Below are 20,024 nucleotides of genomic sequence, written 5' to 3'. Positions count from 1 at the left end.
TACATCAGAAAAGTGATCGCCTTAAGCTGGGCGGTCTCTTTAGCCGCTTCGCGTCGCTGCTCCGCAGCGAGCGGGGCATCGCCGAAAGGCTAGACACTAACAATGCATCGAGCGAGTGAAGGTTCAATCGCGGGCTTCCCCACCGCTGTTCTTCAAGAAGTTGAGGTTTCCTTTGTGCGGGGCTTGGCGATGGTCTTTGTTGGTCAATTGGCGGTCGTAGATTTCGCCTGGTTGGACCGGATGGTGCGCCTCGTCCGCCGTTGCCACAAGCTGCTTCAGGACGTCTGGATGGTCGTCGGCGACATTCTGTTTTTCTTCGATGTCCTGAGAGAGGTCATAAAGTTCCCACGTCCCGCTCCTGCCTCGATAGGCCTTCCATTGATTCATCCGCACCGCCGTCTGGCCCTGGTATTCCCAGTACAGATAGGGATGCGTGGGTTGATCGCCTTGCCCGAGCAAGCTGGGGGCGAAGGACAGGCCATCGGTCGTCGGACATGCCGCGCCGGCGATCTCCGCAAGCGTCGGCATGATATCCGGGTAGTAGAGTAGATGATCCGAGACCGAAGCCCCCTTGATCCGACCCGGCCAACGCACCAGATAGGGCACCTTGAGGCCGCCTTCATAGAGCGAGCCTTTCCCGGCACGGAAACGTTCGCCGGTCTCGGGGTTCAGGTTGGGGCCGAAGAAACCGTGCGGCCGCTCGGGCGTCGCGAAATAGTCCTGCCCACCGTTGTCGCCACAGAGAAAGATCACGGTGTTGTCGTCGATCGCTAACTCTTTCAGCAGGCTGATGATCTGTCCCAGTTGGCGGTCGATCAGATGCATGAATGCGGCGTAGACCTTGGCATCGTTTTCCGTCTGCTGGCCCGCGGTCCACGGTTTGTCTTTGAAAAGCTGCCAGGAGGGATCGTCTTCATCAATGCCCCACAAACCATGGGGCGGCGTCCAGGGAAGGTAGCAGAAGAAGTGCTGGTCTTGGTTCTTGCGGATGAACTTCAACGACTCCTGAAAGATGGCGAGTTGGGCATGTGTCTCGCCTTCGTAGAAGCTCAAGCCGGGATTGCCTGGCAGCGGCACTTCCACACTATTGCGAATCAGGTAGCGCGGATAAAACGTGTGGGCGTGGACTTGGTCGTAGTAGCCGAAGAACAAATCGAAGCCGTGCTTTTCGGGGATCCCGGAAGTGCCTCGTCCGCCGATGCCCCACTTGCCGAACCCACCCGTGGCGTAGCCCTGTTGCTTGAGCATGCTGCCCAGGGTGGGTTCCTCGGCGCGAATCGGCGAAAACCCGTCGTTCTTTCGCATCGACATGTGTCCGGCATGCAGTCCGGTCAGCAGCGAACAGCGGGTCGGGCCGCAGACGGGAGCGCCCGCATAGGCATTGGTCAAACGCATGCCCTCGCGAGCGAAACGGTCGATGTTCGGGGTCAGCAGATCGGAGTTCCCCATGTGCCCCGATTCAAAGTAGCCCCACTCGTCGAGCATGATGTAGATGATGTTGGGCCGCTCGGGCTCGGCGGATTGGGCCATGGATCGCGAAGGGGCCATGGCCATGCCGGCGAGCACGATCCATGTGGTTGCCAACACCAGTGCAGGATATCTTTTCATTGGATACATCTTCTCGATTGCCATCTTCAAAAACGACCGGCACTCGTGAGTCGAGTTCCGGTTCATGATTTCGCAAAACACCCGAAACGTTGTTACTCGATCGGCCAGTCATCGGTGCGGAATGATGACGCGGGAAGTCCATCTTGATTGGACAAATTGGGCATGTCGCCGCTTCCCCAGGCAAACCGTACGGCCACAGGATTCGTGACCTGATCGCTGCGAACAACGATCGTGTCGCCGTCGATGACCGCGCTGGCATCGACAAACGTTTTGTCGGCACCGGCGATGGTGAAGTGGGTCAGCGGTTGGCCGTCGCGACTGGCCAGACCGCTTCCCAGTTCTGCAAAGCGAAGTCGAATGGCGTCTTGTTCGACGGTGTGCCCGCGATAGATCGGCCCGGAGGCGACCAGATCCGTTTGCCCGTAGTCGTGCTTCAGGGCAAGCAGTGCGAGTCGCTCGCCGACGGGCTTCTTCTGTTTGGGGTGAATGTTGGTTGGATCTCCGATGTCCATCGTGACCACCATCGCCGTGTTGGGTTGTGAAAGCGACATCAGTTGTGCTTCGCGCAAGAACGCCGCGCTGACAGGTTCTTGTTTGTAGGCAAATGGAGCGATCTGGACGAAGTAAAACGGGAAATTGCCCCGCCCCCAGCGAGTTCGCCAATCGGTGATCATCGCGGGGAATAACCGTCGATACTGTTCCGGGTGCTTCACGTTGGACTCTCCCTGGTACCAGATGACGCCACGGAACGCGAACGGAATGAGCGGGCGGATCATGGCGTTGTAAAGCACGCTGGGGCTGCGTTGGTTCAGACCTTTCGGCGGTTTCCGGCCGCGACTGAACAGGACACCGGTTTGTTCCGCGATCTCGTCGTAGGTCGCAGATTGCTCATTGAATTCGGGGAAGTCGCGTTTGAGAACTTCGGGGCTGACCCATGCCTCTGCCGAAGATCCGCCCCAGTTGGTCGAGATCAATCCGATCGGCACATCGAGTTCTTGGTGCAATCGAGAACCAAAGAAATACGCCACTGCGCTGAAGTTCAACGCCGACTCGGGGCTGCAGACTGTCCAACGGGCATTCACATCGTCCTGGCCTTCGAGCGCCAAAGCCTGTGGAACATCGCAGAACCGAATTCGAGGAAACGTTGCTTTTTCGACGTCTTCTTTGAAGTGGTCAACGCCGAAGCCGCGCAGCTTCCATTGCATGTTGGATTGGCCGGAGCAGATCCAGACTTCGCCGACCAGCACGTCGGAGAGTTGCTCCCTTTCCGAACCGCTGTTCACGTCGATCTGGAAGGGGCCCCCTGCCGCAGGCGTCTCGATCGACGTGCGCCACTTGCCGCTCTCGTCGGCGATGGCTGTGGACGTTTCTTGCGACCAGGAAGGCGCGACCGCGACGGTGGCCCCAGGTTTTGCCGTCCCCCAGATCGCCGCGTCGGATTCGCGTTGAAAGACCATGTGGTCCTTGAACATGCCCGCCAGCTTCAGGGAATCGGCTGTTTGTGTTGCGGCGGCGGATGGTTGGGGCGATGCAACTTGCTGCGCCGACGCTGGCGGGCAAGCGATCGCCATCAACAATGCGAACAGGAATGAAATGCGTGACATGATCGTCGGCCAGTTGTATGTGCTTAGTTGCGGAACGGCTTGCGGCCGATGGGAGCGCTGCGGCCCGAGGTCTTCAATTTTTCCAACAGGGCTTGCAGCTCTTTGCGTTTGGCTTCTTCCTTGAAATACAGATTCGTTGTCTCGCCGGGATCCGTTTTCAAGTTGTAGAGCTGCCCGGGCGCATCCGGTTCTTGTTCCGGCAGCGCGTACAGCGCCATGCTGCCCTGTTCATATCCGTTGCCGCCGGATCCTTGGTGATCGAGGTATTTCCAGTGTCCTTGGCGAATCTGGAACTCGCCACGAAAGCTCTGCGTCAGTAGATGAGGTCGAATCGGATCGGTTTCCGGCTGTTGTCCCAGCATCACCGGCAGCATATCGAAGCTGTCCGTTGCCGCGTCGTCGGGCAGTGCAACGCCCACGACCGAAGCGACCGTGGCGAAGATGTCGGTGGTGTTTGTCATCTGGTCGGTCACCTGGCCGGGCGGGATGTGTCCCGGCCATCGCGCGATGAAAGGAACCCGGTGACCGCCTTCCCAACCGTCTCGCTTCATGCCCCGCCAGCCGCCTGACGGATCATGCTGGTGGTCTTGTCGCATCCAATGGACGTGCAGCGTTTCGGCGCCGTTGTCGGAATTGAACAGCACCAATGTGTCGTCATCGATGTCCAGTTCGTTCAACAAATCAATCACACGTCCAACGATCGCGTCGAGTTCCCACACAAAGTCGGCTCGCGGCCCGGCGTCCGTGACGCCGTTGAATTCCTTGGCCGGCAAGACCGGGGCGTGAGCGATCTGGGTCGACAGCACGGCGAAGAATGGTTTGTCGGGCGTTTGCCGGACGTGATCGGTGATGAAGGCTTTGGTCTTTTCATAGAACAGCAGGTCGGCATTGACAAAGTCATAGCCCGGCGACTTCCAGCCTTCGTCATTGTCCCACCGCCACTTGCCACCGGGGTTCGGCAGCGTGTCGCGCTGATGCCGTACACTGGCCGGAGTCGGGACCATGCCGTTTTCGATGTAGACGTAGAGCGGATCGGTGTTCGGGCAATTGGGAGTGACGAACGATTCGTCAAAGCCTCTGGCGTTGGGGCCATCGATCAGCGGCGTACTCTTTTCGTAATCGATCAGCAGCGAGTTTTCGAAGCCACCGCCGAGACGCTTGCCGTCTTTGTCGAACCAGCTGAGCCCCACATGCCACTTGCCAAAGACACCTGTGCGATAGCCCTGCTGTTTCAGCATGTCCGCAATCGTTAGCGTACCGGGCTTTAGATAGCTGGGGCCGCTTGGTCCTTCGAACGCTCCACCGCCCCGGCCGGTCGATCGATAAATCTGCTGTCCGGAAAAGAGACCGTATCGCGATGGCGAACAAATCGTGGACGGGCTGTGGGCATCGGTGAAACGAATGCCTTCGGCGGCCATCTGATCCAATCGAGGCGTCTTGTATGGCGCGTCATCGTTGTAGCACGACAAGTCGCCGAAGCCGAGATCGTCGGCATAGATCACGACGATGTTGGGGAGGTCATCAGCGGCCCGAGCGGGGTGGGACGACGCCAACACGAGGAGCCAGGCGGCACAGCAGCCGAGAAGCGTAGCATTCTTCAAAACGTTGTATTCTCCAAATCGAATCGAAAGGACAGGGACCGCAAATGGTTTCCGTGGCCAACAACGTCAAGGATTGTAGCCGAAAGAACGTCTATGCCGGACGCTTCGGCTGATCCGACACGGCAACGGTCTGAAAGTTGACATCATGCCGCGTCAGTGGATCCGAGTGGAGGGTTGGTCCGCCGTGGAGGACTGGTCAAACACAGGAAATGAATCGTTCACGGCGTAGCCCTTTGCCTGGGAAACCTTGACGACCGGTCAACGAACTAGCACAATCATCCCCTGCAGGGCAGTCTCTTTACCGGGATCCAAGCGGCCATTATCTGGCGGTTTGTGGTGCGTTCTCCAGGCGAGGCAACTTTTCACACGATGAGAACGCTCAAGAAACAGGACTGGTTTCACGAGGACGGATTTCCCATCGTCGTGGAGCGACGTGATCCCCAGGAACCGTTCGGCTTGCACCGCCACGAGTTTTCAGAAATCGTCATCATCACCGGCGGATCGGGGGTCCATATCACCGGTGAAGACAGCTACGAACTGACGACGGGAGACACCTTCGTGATCGGTGGAGACCGTCCCCATGACTATTTGAACATGGATCGATTGAGTTTGATCAATATCCTGTTCGTTCCTAGCGAGCTGCCGTTGTTCCTGGGCGATCTGCAATCTCTCTCGGGATACCATGCCCTGTTCACGTTGGAGCCTGCCTGGCGGAGCCACCATAACTTTACAAGTCGTCTGCAGTTGACCCCGGCGGAACTTGCCGAGACGCTACGGCTGGTGAAGAAGCTCGACGATGAACTCAAGCTGCGGCGATCGGGATTCCGAGTGATGGCGATCGCGGCCATGCTCGAACTGGTGACGTTCTTGTCTCGCAGCTACAGCGAGACGCGAAACCCAACGAGCCAGACACTGGTTCGGATTGGGGAAACGATTTCGTACATGCGACGCAACATCGATCGTCCGATCACGCTGAACGAGCTTGTCACGATGTCCGGCATGTCGCGGACCAACTTCTTGCGGATTTTTGAGGCCGCCATGGGAACGTCGCCGATCAACTACCTGATTCAGCTTCGGATCGACGAAGCGAGCAACCTGCTGAGAAACACCGATCGCAGCATCACCGACATCGCCTTCACCGTTGGCTTTTCAGACAGTAACTACTTCAGCCGCCAGTTCCGCAAAGTACACGACCGGTCGCCGCGCGACTACCGTAAACGCCATCAATGAAATGGGTGGGGCGGGTGAGTCGATTCTGTCGCGCGGGGAGCCAGTCGTGCGAGTCCTTGGGTGGGGGCTGACCCTCCCTTTGAGTCGCTGTTTGCTTTGTGCCCGTGATCGGAGACAATTGACATCAGCGTTCAGCCGACGGTTTGATGGTTCGCAAGATGCAGGCCGCTGCCACGCTCAAGACCTGCGAGCAACTTGCCATGCCGATTCGCAATCTAGACATGATCTTCGCGCCCCGTAGCGTGGCCGTGATCGGTGCGAGCGAACGTCGATCCAGCGCCGGGCGCATCATTGTCGACAATCTTGTCGCGGGCGGATTCGTCGGGCCGGTGTACCGGGTCAATCCCAAGTACACCAGTGTCGGCGGTATGCCGTGTTATCGCTCGATTGCCGACTTGCCCGAGGCCGTGGACTTGGCGGTGATCTGCAGTCCGGCCGAGACGGTGCCGCGATACGTTGGCGAGTGTGGTCGGGCGGGCATTCGAGGATTGGTCATTCTGACCTCCGGATTTCGCGAAGCGGCACCCGGCGGGAAAGTCCTCAAAGAGGCGGTGCTGCAATCCGCTGCGCCGTTCGAGGGGCTGCGGATCGTGGGGCCAAACAGTCTGGGCATCATGGCGCCCCACCTTTCACTCAACGCCAGCTTTGTCAGCGACATACCACCCAAGGGGAATATCGCCTTCATTTCACAATCCGCGGCGCTTTGCACCGCCGTGCTCGACTGGGCGCTCCAAGAGAACGTCGGCTTTTCGCATTTCGTGTCCGTCGGCAACATGATGGACGTCGGCATCGCCGATCTGATTGATTATTTCGCAATCGACCGATGGACTCGGTCGATCATCTTGTACGTCGGGTCGATCACCGAGCCACGCAAGTTCATGTCGGCGGCCCGGGCGTTCACGCGAACCAAGCCGATCATCGCTTACAAGGCGGGCCGATTCACCGGGTCCGCCAAGGCCGCGGCCACGCACACGGGAACAATGGCCGGCGTCGACAGTGTCTATGAAGCGGCGATGAAGCGGGCGGGTGTGTTTCGGGTCTACAGCGTGGAACAGTTGTTCGACTGCGCAAAACTTCTGTCGCAACAAAAGACGCCTTCCGGACCACGATTGGCGATCATCACCAATGCCGGTGGGCCGGGCGTGATGGCGACCGATGAGCTACTCGGTCAGCAGGGTTCGCTGGCAACGTTGTCCGATGACACGATTGAAAAGCTGAACCAACAACTGCCGCCGGTTTGGTCGCATGGTAATCCGGTCGATGTGCTCAGGGACGCCACGCCAGAACGATTTCAGTCCTCGGTGGAACTCGTGTTGGCCGACCGGGGCGTCGATGGCGTGTTGGTGGTGCTGTCGCCCTACGCGACGACCAACCCGACCGGCACCGCCGCGGCGGTGGTGCAGGCTGCAAAACATGCGTCGAAACCCGTCCTGGCGGCGTGGATGGGAGGTGGCAGGGTTCGCGAAGGCACCGAGTTGCTCAACGCGGCAGGCATTCCGACGTATTCGTCACCGGAAAAAGGCGTTCGAGCGTTCATGAACCTGGTGGCCTATGGACGGAACCGCGAAACGCTCTACGAAACGCCGCGTGAAGTCCCGATCGAGTTTCCTCTTTATCGTGCAAAGCAGCGTTCCCTCGTCACGACGTTTTTGAGCGAGGGTCACGACGTGCTGACGGAAACCACGTCCAAGGCATTCCTGCAGGCGCATGACATTCCGGTCATCCCCACCCATGTCGCCTGTTCGTTGGCGTATGCGACCGAGTGCGCCGCGCGCGTCGGATACCCCGTCGCGCTCAAAGTGTTTTCACCGGACATCACACACAAGACACACGTCGGCGGCGTCGAACTGAATCTCGCCAATCGCAACGATGTCGCACTGGCGTACGATCGGATTCTGAAACGGGCAGAGGAACTCTGTCCCGAAGCCAGAATCGATGGGGTCACGGTCCAACGGATGTTGGTCGAACCGAATAGCCGCGAGCTGATCGTGGGTGCCAAACGTGATCCGGTCTTCGGAACCGTCTTGATGGTCGGTGCCGGAGGGACGACGACCGAGTTGTTGCGAGACCTGGCGCTCGAGTTGCCGCCGCTGAACGAGCGTCTTGCCAGGCGAATGGTCCAGTCGCTCAAGTCATGGCCCTTGCTGGAGGGTGAACCTGGGCGTCCCGGCATCAATCTGAACCGGCTTGTCGAGGTCTTGATGCGGCTTTCCTATCTCGTTGCGGACTATCCCGAAATCACAGAACTGGATGTCAACCCGCTGTTGGTGACCAGCCATGACGTGATCGCCCTGGACGCCCGGATCGTGGTCGATCATGACACCGTGCTGCATCCCGTGCGGCCCTATTCGCATCTGGCGATTCGGCCCTATCCGGACGAATACACCAAGCGGATCATCCTGAAGGATTCGACGGCCATTCTGCTACGTCCGATCAAACCCGAAGACGAACCGATGTGGCACAGCCTGTTGGCTTGTTGCTCACCCGAATCGCTTCACATGCGATACCGCTACATGTTCAAAGCGTCGACCCACGAGATGGCCACGCGGTTTTGTTATATCGACTACGACCGAGAGATCGCCATCGTCGCCGAAGCCGAGGAAGACGGTCAGCGGAAACTGCTCGGGGTCTGCCACTTGGTCGCCGATGCCGACCACCACGAAGCGGAGTTCGCGATTCTGGTCGGCGATCCTTGGCAAGGCGTCGGGCTCGGTTCGGTCCTGATGGACTATTGCCTGGAGATCTGTGCGGACTGGGGGATTCGATCGGTCGTCGCCGAAATGGCTCCCAGGAATGCACGCATGATCCGCATGTTCACCAACCGTGGATTTGTGATGGACCGCAGCCAATCCGACGATGTGGTGATCGCCAGAAAGCGTCTCTCGCCTCTCATCCTGATGTGAATCATTCAGGCCTGTTTAGAACGGCAACTGTTTCAGCATACGCTGGCCGAAACGGCCGTAGTCGATTGCATCGACGTCCCCGTCGTTGTCGCTGTCGAGGGCGGGATTGAATCCCGTTTCTCCGACACCTTTCAGGAACGAGAGGCCGAAACGACCATAATCCTGGCCATCGACATTGCGGTCGCCGTCGCTGTCGCCGAACAAGCGGAAGAAGGCGTCGGCCGCTTCGTCGCCGATCACCACATCGCCACCGGCGGTGCCATCCTGGTCTCCATCGAGTACCAGGCCGCCCGCGCCGACGATCTCACCGCCCAGCAGCGTCAGCATGTAGTTGCCATCCGACAAAGACGCTCCCGCCACGTCCAAGTGCGATCCCGTGAACGTCAGCGTCGCTTCGCTGTGTCCGGCGACGTCTTCTACCGAAACGCTGAAGTCGACCGCGGCGGCGATCGGATCGGAGATGCCGCGTTTGATGACCTCAAACGCCGTCCCGCTGGGCGTGACGGTCTGATCAAACACCAGCGTGACGCTGGAGAGCCTTGATCGCTGGTGGTTACCGGCTTGGTTTTGGTCGTACCGCATTTCCACCAGCTCGGGCAGATTCAGCACCTCGACGGTCAGTGGACGCTCCAGTCTGGCCCCGACGGCATCGATCGCCGCGACGCGAACTTGGTAACTGGATTGTTGTTCATAATCCAACGACTCGTTTTGCTTCAAATACAACGAATCGCCGACGACCAGGAACCGGCCGTTGTCGATGTCCCCGTCACCGGCGACCAGTTCGTAGCTGTGCGAATCCGGAACATCGGGGTCGACGACCGTGAAGGCGGACACCAACACGTCGCCCGCGGAGGTGTTCGTGTTTTCGATCAGCAGGTTGTCGACCAAATCCACGTCGCGGGGCGCGTCGTTGACCGGCGTGATGCTGATGGTCACCCCGGCCGGGGTGCTCGTGTCGACGCCACCGTTGGCGGTGCTGCCGTCGTCTTGCACATAAAAATCAAAGCCTTCGGGTGCGACGGAATCCATCGCGGGTGTGAAGTAGAGCTGCCCATCGGTTTGGATCGGCAGATCCGACGCTTGCAGCGGCGTTCCACCCGGCGAAGTGGCCAGCGTCCCGTTGGCCGGCAATTGGGTCAGCCAATAGCTGAGCCCTTGGACGATCGCCGGATCACCATCGTCGCCGGTCAGCGTGATCGGCAATTCGACGTCTTCGGTCGCGGTCACCGATTGCGGGTCGGCGGTCGGTTGCTGGTTGATCGCGACGGTGAAAAAGCGTTCGAAATCGCCGCCTTCGTTTCCGTCGCCGTCCCCGTCCAGTCGCAGTCCGGCGGTGTCGTGAACGCTGCGGCTGAGTCCACTGGGGACCCGCAAACGGTAATCGCCCGGCGGCAAAATGCCTTCGGCGATGTCCAAGGTGACGAAGTCGTCGCCGAGATTAAACGCCGGCACCACGGTGAACACGACGTCATCACCGTCGCCGAACAATCCGTTCGTGCCGCTGGCACGCAGGTCATAGGCGGCCAACGCGGCGGCATCGATGTTGTTGACTTCTTCGCTGAAGACGATGCCGATGCTGTCGATGCCCAGCGTCGTGATCGTTTCGTTTTCGACGGCCGACGGGGTGGACTGAATGACCGTCGGCGGCGTCACGTCGGAACTCTCGCCGCGGAACTCGTAGGCGCCGATGTCGACGAAGCCGGGGACGAGTTCGAACCGCAGCGAATGAGTGTCCGTCAGTGTGGCCGAGTCGTTCAGGCTGGCGATGGTCTGTTGTCGGCCGGGCACGCCGGAAATACCGATCGTCGGTGTCAGGTTGGTGTTTCCCGGGCCGTAATGGAATTCGACTTCGTGATCGTCGTACAAGGTGACCGAAAAATTGACCGGCGATTGGTCGGCTTCATTCGTCGCCGCCCAGCGGATCGTGACTTGTCCGCCGATCGATTCGTCGATGTAGATGTCATCGCCGGTGCGGTAGGTGGACAGGTTGTCCCACAGCCCCGCGATCCGCGGGTAATCGTCCAGTTTGTCGATCGAGTTGTTCAGGTCGCCCGCATTCGAAGTGGTGCCGAACTGCAGCAGGCCATTGCTGCCGACGTTGACCTGCGTGAACGTTTGATTCGCCAGCTCGAACGGGAACGGCAGATCGTAAGTCCAGCGGGCGCCGTAGCTGCGCCAGTTTTGGGCGACGCCGACTTCTGCGAAGCCATTCGATCCCAGGTCGACTTCCCTGTATTGGAGTCGTCCGGCATCGACCGTGTCGGGATCGTCCAATCGTGGCGAACCTTGCAAGTCCGTCAGCGTGGCGACGACGCCATCGCCGCGGTCGATGGTCGGCGAGTTCTTGCGGACGATAAAGTTGTCATCGCGACCGCCGTCGTAGCCGTTCCCGGAGTTGGCCAACGGATCGAATCCGATCACATTGTCGGCACCGTCCAGGTCGATGAACAGCGGGTCGGCTTCGACGCTGAACGCGTCCTGGCCGCTGACGGTGCGCCAGTCGGCGATCAGATCCGCATCCACGCCGGCCCAGTGCCCGACAAACGCATTGGGATCGGTGCCTTGCAGGAAGACGTTGCGATCGATGTCCAGTCCGGTGGTCGCACCGGGCTGGGCAAAGATGCCGTGTCCGCTATCGATCCGTAGCACGTTGTTGCGAATCGTGGCGTCACGGCTCGTGCCCGTCAATCGAATCGCTTCGCCGACCGGTTGGTAGATCGTGTTGCCAATGATTTCGGCACCAGCGGCGGAGTAGTTGAGCTGAATGCCCTGATTGGTGTTGACGTAGATCAAGTTATTGAAAATGTCGCCTTTGAACGTTGAATACGACAATCCGGCCGCGGCAATCCCGACGCTGTTGGAATAGACCGCGTTTGCTTCGACCAGGCTGGTCGGATAGGCGAGGATCCCGGACGCCGCATTGTCAAACACGCGATTTCCGATCGCCACGCCGCCGCCGTACGTGCTGCCCAACTGGATGCCGGTGCCGCCGCCGTGAACCACGTTGCCGCGTGCGACCGACGCCGTGGTTTCGACCAGGATGCCGACGTTCGAATTGGCAAAGACGCGGTTGTTTTCCACGTCGACCGATCCGGTCACACGAATCCCGTAGTCGCTGTTGGATTCCACCACATTGCCGCTGACCAATCCGCGGCTATCGTTGTTGCTATAGTAATTCTGATAGATCCCTGTTTCGTTGGAATAGACATGGTTTCCGACGACGCGCTGCGAGGGCAACGTGTAATCGGTGTTGTTCATGTAAATCCCCCAACGCGTGTTGTCGTAGACCTCGTTGTCGGCGATCACGTTTCCACCGCCGCTGGGTTGGTAAATCCCATCGCGGTGTCCGAAGACTTCATTCCGCAGAATCACATTCTCTCGACTGCGAAGATCGATTCCGGCATAGGTCGGATTGTTATCAAAGATGCGTGAATCGAGAATGGAGATCAGATCGTTGCTTTCAAAGATTTCAATTTGAACCTGCAGGTTGTTGAACACCGTCAGGTCCGAAAGGATCAGTGAGTCACTGTCGCTCTGACTGGCCGCAACGATTCCATTTTCACCGCCGGTGATCGAAAGCGACTCGAGTGTGACACCATCGGCCCCGACAAACTCGATCGTGTGGGCCAACGCCGATTCATTGTCGCGGTCCAGCAGTGCGACCGCAGCGCCACTGGGGCCGACGATCCGGACACCCGAATCGGACTGATCGAGGAACAGATTTCGGAGCAATTCGTAATCGCCGGTGTCCACGTAAACGGTGTCGCCGGGATCCAAGTCATAGGCTTGGACGAGCGCCCGCAAATCGGCCATCGGAGTCGCCGCCGATTGGCCGTCGTTGTGATTGTCGCCGGTGGCCGTCGTGTATTGATCGCCGCTGGTTGCGGCGTCGTTGATATAGAAGACATTGCCGGCGGGAACGATCTGGAACGAATCGGTGGAGATTGCCGACGCGGCGGAGGGCTCGTTGGAGAGGATGCGGATTTGATAATCGCGTGAGACCGGGATGTCGGTCGGCACGGTCCAGGCGTAGCTGCCTTGCGCGACCACATCGTTGGCGATCACCGTGGTCGCACCGCTGGCCGAATCGACCAGTTCCAGGTCCACGCTGCTGAGCGGGGCAAGGTTTGACAAGTCGCGGATTTCGCTTTGCGTCAGGACACGCGGGTACATCGCCACTTCATCGATCGAATCTTTCCAGGTGTACGAAGGATGAGCGAAACGCCCGATTTCCAGCGGAGCCGTGTTGGTGCGGAGCGGGTCGGCGATGGTCTGTTCACCCACCAATTCACCGTCGGCGTACAGTCGTGCGGTGCTGCCGTCATAGGTCCCGACGACGTGGACCCAGCGATCGTCTGCCAGCGCAAAACTCGGGTTCTGACCGGCACCCGTTCCCCATTGATTGACGAAGAAATACAACCGTCCGTTGACGTGATAGATTCCAAATCCGTCGTTCCAGCTGGTGTTGGTCGTTTTGGAGATCAGACCGTCATAGTTTGACAAGAGGTCGGAACCCAACACCCAGGCTTTGACCGTGAACTGTGGTGTCAACAGCGAATCGTTGTGCGGCACGCGGACGTAGGTGTCATCCCCTGTGATCGTGATCGCCGCGTCGTCTTGGGAGCCGAACACACCGTCGGCCATCAATTGGACGTTGCCGATCACGGTGCCGGCTAGCGAGTTGGGACCGCTGTCGAGAATCGGAGACCCGTCGACGGTTGCCCCGGCGGCGTCGTTCAATCGCCAGTAGGCCGATGGCCCGGCCGCCAACCGCGTGTCGGCAGCGATCTGCGCATCGGCGGTTCTCACCGCGCTGCCGCCGGCGTTCCAGTGGATGTCGATGGTTTCGCCGAGTTTGATCTTGTCGAAGTCGCCCGGTGAGAGGATTTGCAGGGATGCCGGTGGGCTGGTCGTCGCGGTGGCCGTGCCGCCGAAGGCGCCGGCGTTGAGGCGGCTACCGTTGGGTGTCGGTTCCGCCGCATAGACATCTGCCAAGCGGCCATCATACGGCCGACCGGCGTCGATCGCGGGAGATCCCGATGCGACGTGGAAATCGTCATCGGCACCGACGTCGCCGACGATGCGTTGCAACCGGATGGCGTCGGCGGCGGTGTCGTAATACAAATCGTTGGCGATCAGCCGGACGGTCAAGGTGTCGCCGCTGACCACGACGGTCGCCAATTCTTCCCAGGACGCACCGTCGTCATTGAAGTCATTTGGCGGAGTGTTGTAGGTGTAGAGCACTCTGTGTTTTAGCGTTCCAAGTGCATCTTCGACCAGATAGTCGGCGGTGCTGGAGAACAACCCGCCCGGCCACGTGGCGGCGACTTGGTAGGTTCCTCCATCGACCAGTCCGGTGAATGTCCAGGACGCTTCCGGCGACACACCACCGCTGGGTCTGGCCAGCAAGAAGTCGCCACCGAAGCCGCCGGTGGTGTAATCATTCCACGGCGCGGTCACCGCGAAATCCGGATCGCCGTCATCGATGATGACGGCCGAGCCGATCGGATCGGTGAGATACCCACGCGCATTGTCGATGCCGTCGGGATCGGCGAATTGTGGATCCGAGAACGCGTCTTCGCCGAAGACGCTGTGTTGGTCCAATCCCAGTCGATGATACCACTGGGAACGATCGTCAAAGGGCTGATCACCCCACAACCCCAGCGTGCCCGCGCCGGGGGCATGGATGAGATTGTAGTCCGACGTGAAACCGTGTTGGCTGTTGTCGTGGACGCTGATGGCCGGACCGGCGGCAACTTCGATGATGTTGTTGCGGAGTTCGAAATCCCGGGAGTTGGCGGTCACTTCGACACCCAGGCCGACCGGCTGAAGAATCGTGTTGTTGACCAGTTGCCCGCCCGACCCGCCGCTGACGACGACGACGCCGGCATCGCTGTTGTCGTACAGCACGTTGCCCTTGGCCAGCACGCGATTGCCGGACGAGGACGCTTCCATCCGCATGCCAATCGCGTTGGCATAGGAGACGTTGTTTTCGACCAACGAACTGTTGTAGACCACCAAGCCGCTGGCGGCATTGGCGTAAACCCGATTGTTTCGCACGATCGATGCGTTGTAATAATCACCGCCCACGATCCCGTTGTTGCTGTGCGAGACGGTGTTGCCATCGGCAATCGCGTTCTGGCTGACCTTGATTCCGTTTCCGTTTCCGTACGCCACCGAATTGGCCGTCACGAGAACGTTGCCATAGGCGTCGATGCCCGAATCGTCGAACGATCGGACCACGTTGGATTCCACCAAACTTGGGACCGCACTGTAGGTCGATGCGATCGAGATTCCGCGATCGACATCGGCAAAGTGGTTGTTGCGAATCGTGGTCGCGTCGCCAATCGCGTTGGTTTGGTAGAGCGAGATGTCTCGCAAGCGGAGGAAGGTGTTGTCTTCCAGGAGATTTCCGGCCCCGTAAAGCTCGACGCCGCGGTAGCCGTCGGCGAAACGGTTGTTTCGCAACGTGTTGGCCTGGCCGTCCAGCAGGACCAGGGGGACATTGGCCACCGACGTCCCATCGAAGGAACTGCCTTGAACGGTCAACGCATCGTTGCCTGCAGCGAAATCGATCAAATGACGATCGCTGCCGGCAAAGATCGAATCTTGAATGACGACGTTGTCGCTGTCGCCGTTGTCGGCTGCAAAGATCCCCACGTATCCGCCGGTCAAGTGAACCGAATCGATCGTCACGTCGTCGGCGTCGACCAGTTCGAACACGTAGCTTCCCGCCGAGTGATTGGCGCGATCGAAGACGGTCGGCGTCGGGTCGGGGACGGCCACCGTCGGTTTGGCGCCGATGATGCTGATGCCCGCATCGGCTGCTGTGATCAGGATGTTTTTCGTCAACGTGTGCGTGCCGCCGTCGACGAAGACGCGGTCTCCCGGTTCCAGGTCATACGCGGCCAGCAAGGCCGGCAGGCTGGCCATCGGGCTGTCGGGTGACTTGCCGCTGGCCGTGTTGTCACCGATCGCGGTCGTGTAGACGTCGCCGGTTAAGTCATCGTCGTTGACGTAGTAGTCCGCGCCGTCGTTGACGATTTGGAACGTCGCATAAGATTCATCGCTGACCGCGCCGTTGACGCTGGACGTGATCCGCATTCGGTACTCACGATCCGCCGGCACGTCGCTCGGCACCGTCCAACGGTAAGAACCCGACGCGACCAGATCTCCGGCGATCGGTGTCACCGCACCACTGACTTCATCCACCAGATCCAGATTGACGACGACTGGTGGCAACGTGTTGGCGAGTTCGCTGATCGTGGTCGGTGTCAGGACATCGGTGAAGAACACCACTTCGTCGATGCCACCGTTCCAAAGGTAGGAATTGTGTCGTGCACGGCCGATTTCAAGCGTCGCGCTCGTCGGATCGGCCGTGATTCCCGAACGTTGGCCGACGAGTTCGCCGTCCAGATAGAGCCGCGCGGTGTCGCCGTCAAAGGTCGCCGCGACGTGGGTCCAGCGATTGAGCTGAATCGGGCCCTGGGCATCCGCGCTCAGGCTGTATTGATCGACGAAGAAATTGAGATCGCCGGAGTAGTAATAGATTCCGAATCCGTCATTCAAGCTGGTGCTGGTGGTCTTGGAGAGCACGCTGTCGAACGAGCTGATTCCGGTTTCGGGATAGACCCAGGCCGAGATCGAAAAGACGGCGTTGTTGAATGTGGGGTCGTCGGCGACTTCCACGTAGCCGTCGGCACCGTCAAAGGCCATCGCTGGATCGCGATCGCTGCGGAAAATCCCTTCGCGGCCCTGTTCCGGGGCATCGATTAGCGTGCCGTCGCGTCCGGCCAGGGCGTCGGCGGCAACGCTGCCATCGGTTTCACCGAGCGACCAATGCGAGACGGCGCCCGCCGAAGCAAGTGCTTGATGGTAGGCGGTATCCTCGTCCGGATTGACGAGGGTTCCGGCGGCGTGCCAGCGAACGTCGATGGTTTCGCCGATTGCGATTTTTTCAAGACCACGCGGCGCGAGGACTTGCAGGACGTCGGCGGGGCTTGACGGCGTGGCGGGCGTCCCTCCGGAATGCCCCGCGTTGATGCGTCGGCCGGAATGATCCGGTTCGGCGGCGAAATCGTCTTGCAAGGATCCGGCATCGATCGCCGCCGAATCGGAGACCAGATGAAAATCATCGTCGCCCGATCGGTCACCGACGATCTCCCGCAGTCGAACCGCGTCGGCCACGAGGGCTGCGTTGGTGGGTACGTCCAATCGAACCGTCAGCGATTCGCCGCCGGCGACGAGGTTGGAGATTGGCAACCACAGCGGCTCCGTCGTACCCAAATTGCGATAGGACTGGCTGATGGTTGCCGAAGTCACGATCCCGTTGGTGTCGTAGGCTCGAAAGCTGGCGGCGCCGGAGTAACCGCCATTGGGGAAGGTCACGGCAATCTCGTAGGTTGCATTGGGCGTCAAGCCGCTGAAGTCCCACGTCGCCGAGCCCGGGGTGGCGTAGGGGATCGACAAGGCGTCGCCGGCGTATCCGGATGTCAATGCGTCCCAGTCGCCGCTGCTGGCGAAACCGACGTCGCCGTTGTCGATGATGAACTCGGGGCCGACGGATTGTGACGAGGATCCTCGTACACCGTCGCCACCGGCGGGCAGCACGAAGCCGGGGGCATCCGCCGCGGACTTGCCGAAGCGGCTGTTGCGATCCAATCCGATTTCGTAAACCCAATCCGCCAGGCTATCGAATTCGGTCGTGCCCCACAGGGCCAGCTGCGCGGTGCCCGGGGCATGGATCAAATTAAAATCGCCCGACAAACCGACCTGGCTGGTCGCGTCGACTTCGTAGGCAAACCCCGATTCGACTTGAATGATGTTGTTTCGCCAGGCCACGTCACGCGACGATTCCTGGAACCGCATCGCCGACCCGGTCGGCTGTGCGATCGTGTTGTTCAAGACTTCGGCGCCGACCCGCGTTTGTCGCAGACGGATCCCGAGTTCGTGGTTGTCGTAGATCAGGTTGTTCTGGGTGCGGGTGCGGGCCGTGCTGGAGGGCTCATGGCTGATGCCGATGCGGTTGTTGAACACCGTGTTGGCATCGATCAACGAGTCGTGATAACCCGTCAGACCGATGTCGTTGTTGAAGACTCGATTGTCCCGGGCAACCGCGGGCGTGTAGTACGAACCGACCTGGATGCCGACGTTGTTGTCGCGAGCGACGTTCTGCTCGGCCACCGCGCCGCTGTTCACGGTGATGCCGGTGCCCCGGTTCCCCCAAACTTCGTTGTCGCTGACGATGACGTTGTAGTCGGCCTGGATCCCCGCCGTACTGGTGTCGAAGACATCGTTGCCACTGACCGTGGAATCCGCTGTCGACTGGTAGCCTGAGACAACGATGCCCGTCGGCATGGTGTAGACGATATTGTTGCGTACGAGGGCCGACGCATTGGAATTGGAATCGACTCGAATCCCGTACTGTCCGCTGTCGTAAATCTCATTGTCCTCGACCAACGTGCCGAGACCATTGATCTGCAGACCACGCGCATGTCCGCCGATCTCATTGCCGCGAATCACGCTGTCGGCGGACTGGATGTAGACGCCCGAGTAGCGTTTGGAAAGCGAGCGGACGACGGAGTTTTCGATCGTGAATCCGTCGTTGGACGCTTCGACGAGGATTTGTTCGTTGTTGTTTTGGAAGACGTCGGACCCCCGCACCGTGATGCCGTCGCTGTCGGCACCATTGGTTCCGAAGATGCCGCGCGCCCCGCCGGTGATTCCGAGCGATTCCAAGACAATGTCGTCGCCGCCGGCGAGTTGGAACACGTAGCTGCCGCTGGCGGTGTTGCCACGATCGAGGATGGTTTGCAGCGTTCCGTCGGCGGCCGTGGTTCCCCGGATGACGACACCGCTGTCTTGCGGTTGCAGCAAGATATTGCTGTCGACCGAATAGGTTCCCGGGCCGACGATCACGGTGTCGCCGGGTTCCAAGTCATAGGCTTGCAGAATCCCGGAGATCGACGCTTTCGGTTCGGCCGGCGAGAGACCGCTGTTGGCATCGTCGCCGTCGATCGCGACGTAGTAGGCGCTGATCGGCTCGCTGATCGTAAACGTCGCACCCGACTGATCGACCAGGCTTGGATTGTCATTGCGAACGACCTGGATCCGGTAATCGGTTGCCGCGGCGACCGCGGTGGTGATCGGCCAGGTGAACGTGCCGGTGTTGGGAACGTCGTCGCCGATGACCAGGGAGAAACCCGCATCGCTGTCGCGCAGCAGCGTGACGTCGACCGTGGTGGCCGGCCCGAGAACGTCGCTGCGCCAGGTGACGTCGAACGATTGATTCTGCAACCAGACCTCGCCGCCGTCGGGGGCAACGACCAACACATATTCCAACGGGCTCTTGGAAGCTTGCTCGCTGTTGCCATACGCACCCAAGTTGACGAATCCGCCGTTGGGATCCGGTTCCGCCGCAAAATCGAACGCGGCGTCTCCGCGATCGATCGCCGGCGATTGTGCAACGTCGACCAGTTCGACCGACGGCAGGCTGACGACGCGACCGGTCGCGGGATGGAAGACCGGGGTCAGCGATCCGGTAAAACGCCCGACCGCGCTTTGCAGATGGAAATCATCGTCGCGGCCGTCTTGTGTCACATTGACGTACCCGATCACGCCATCGGCCCCGGCCCGATCGACGAACAACGGGTCTTGGTTCAGGCTGCTGGCGTCGGTGAACGCCGCGTTCCGCCATGACGTCAGGGTCGGCCGCGGGGTGGCCTGCCAAATGGCCACGTTGCCGGTGCCGCTGGCGCGCAACAGGTTGAAGTCGGAATCGAGACCGATTTGGCTGTCGCTTTCGATCGACAGCGCCGTCGCGTCCTCGGCGACGATGATGTTGTTGCGGATCGAAACGTTCTGCGACGTCTCTTGTAGCCGCACCCCCACGCCACCGGTCGCATGAAGGGTGTTGCCGATGATCTGCGAACCGTTTCCGCCACGCACCAAGATCGATGTTTGATCGGAGTCATAAACCAGATTCCGATCGATCGCGCCGCTAAAGCCGCCGGCGGAGAGGTTTGCCCGGATACCGGTCGGGTTGGAATAGACCGTGTTCTGACGAACGACGACGTCGC

The 20,024-nt window shown here is 60.0% G+C and carries 6 protein-coding genes (1 of these 6 only partly in view); 2 read left to right on the top strand and 4 right to left on the bottom strand.

Translation table 11 applies throughout. From position 1 onward, the window contains the following. Positions 1-123: 123 nt before the first annotated feature. The 3 genes from Enr13x_RS36280 to Enr13x_RS36270 all read right to left on the bottom strand — a co-directional run bounded on the left by Enr13x_RS36280 (position 124) and on the right by Enr13x_RS36270 (position 4,813). Positions 124-1,608 (bottom strand): arylsulfatase, encoded by a 1,485-nt coding sequence (locus tag Enr13x_RS36280; RefSeq protein ID WP_231743999.1) that lies wholly within the window; start codon positions 1,606-1,608, stop codon positions 124-126. Positions 1,609-1,700: 92 nt separating this feature from the next. Continuing rightward, a complete protein-coding gene (locus Enr13x_RS36275; protein ID WP_231743998.1) occupies positions 1,701-3,212 on the bottom strand; it encodes a sialate O-acetylesterase in 1,512 nt (503 codons plus the stop codon). 23 nt (positions 3,213-3,235) lie between these two features. Next, positions 3,236-4,813, bottom strand: a complete 1,578-nt coding sequence (locus Enr13x_RS36270) for a sulfatase family protein (RefSeq protein ID WP_231743997.1) — start codon at positions 4,811-4,813, stop codon at positions 3,236-3,238. A 369-nt stretch (positions 4,814-5,182) separates the two neighbouring features. Here Enr13x_RS36270 and Enr13x_RS36265 point away from each other — a divergent pair, with 369 nt between their 5' ends. Both Enr13x_RS36265 and Enr13x_RS36260 read left to right on the top strand, forming a co-directional pair. After that, a complete protein-coding gene (locus tag Enr13x_RS36265; RefSeq protein WP_145391801.1) occupies positions 5,183-6,043 on the top strand; it encodes a helix-turn-helix domain-containing protein in 861 nt (286 codons plus the stop codon). 146 nt (positions 6,044-6,189) lie between these two features. Further along, the gene (locus tag Enr13x_RS36260) at positions 6,190-8,946 is read left to right on the top strand and encodes a bifunctional acetate--CoA ligase family protein/GNAT family N-acetyltransferase (protein WP_231743996.1); all 2,757 of its coding nucleotides are present in this window, start codon (positions 6,190-6,192) and stop codon (positions 8,944-8,946) included. Between the two features lie 15 nt (positions 8,947-8,961). Here Enr13x_RS36260 and Enr13x_RS36255 read toward each other — a convergent pair whose 3' ends face one another. Continuing rightward, positions 8,962-20,024, bottom strand: the final stretch of a protein-coding gene (locus Enr13x_RS36255) for a right-handed parallel beta-helix repeat-containing protein (protein WP_145391800.1). Its footprint extends 20,539 nt past the window's final position; the window shows 11,063 of its 31,602 coding nt (coding positions 20,540-31,602); the start codon falls outside the window, past its right edge; its stop codon occupies positions 8,962-8,964.

Source organism: Stieleria neptunia, from assembly GCF_007754155.1.
Taxonomy (GTDB): domain Bacteria; phylum Planctomycetota; class Planctomycetia; order Pirellulales; family Pirellulaceae; genus Stieleria; species Stieleria neptunia.
This window is presented reverse-complemented; position numbering and strand designations above follow the sequence as displayed.

Coding starts and splice junctions, on each gene's coding strand:
- Enr13x_RS36280 (WP_231743999.1), bottom strand. CDS start 1,608: ATGAAAAGATATCCTGCACTGGTGTTGGCAACCACATGGATCGTGCTC.
- Enr13x_RS36275 (WP_231743998.1), bottom strand. CDS start 3,212: ATGTCACGCATTTCATTCCTGTTCGCATTGTTGATGGCGATCGCTTGC.
- Enr13x_RS36265 (WP_145391801.1), top strand. CDS start 5,183: ATGAGAACGCTCAAGAAACAGGACTGGTTTCACGAGGACGGATTTCCC.
- Enr13x_RS36260 (WP_231743996.1), top strand. CDS start 6,190: ATGGTTCGCAAGATGCAGGCCGCTGCCACGCTCAAGACCTGCGAGCAA.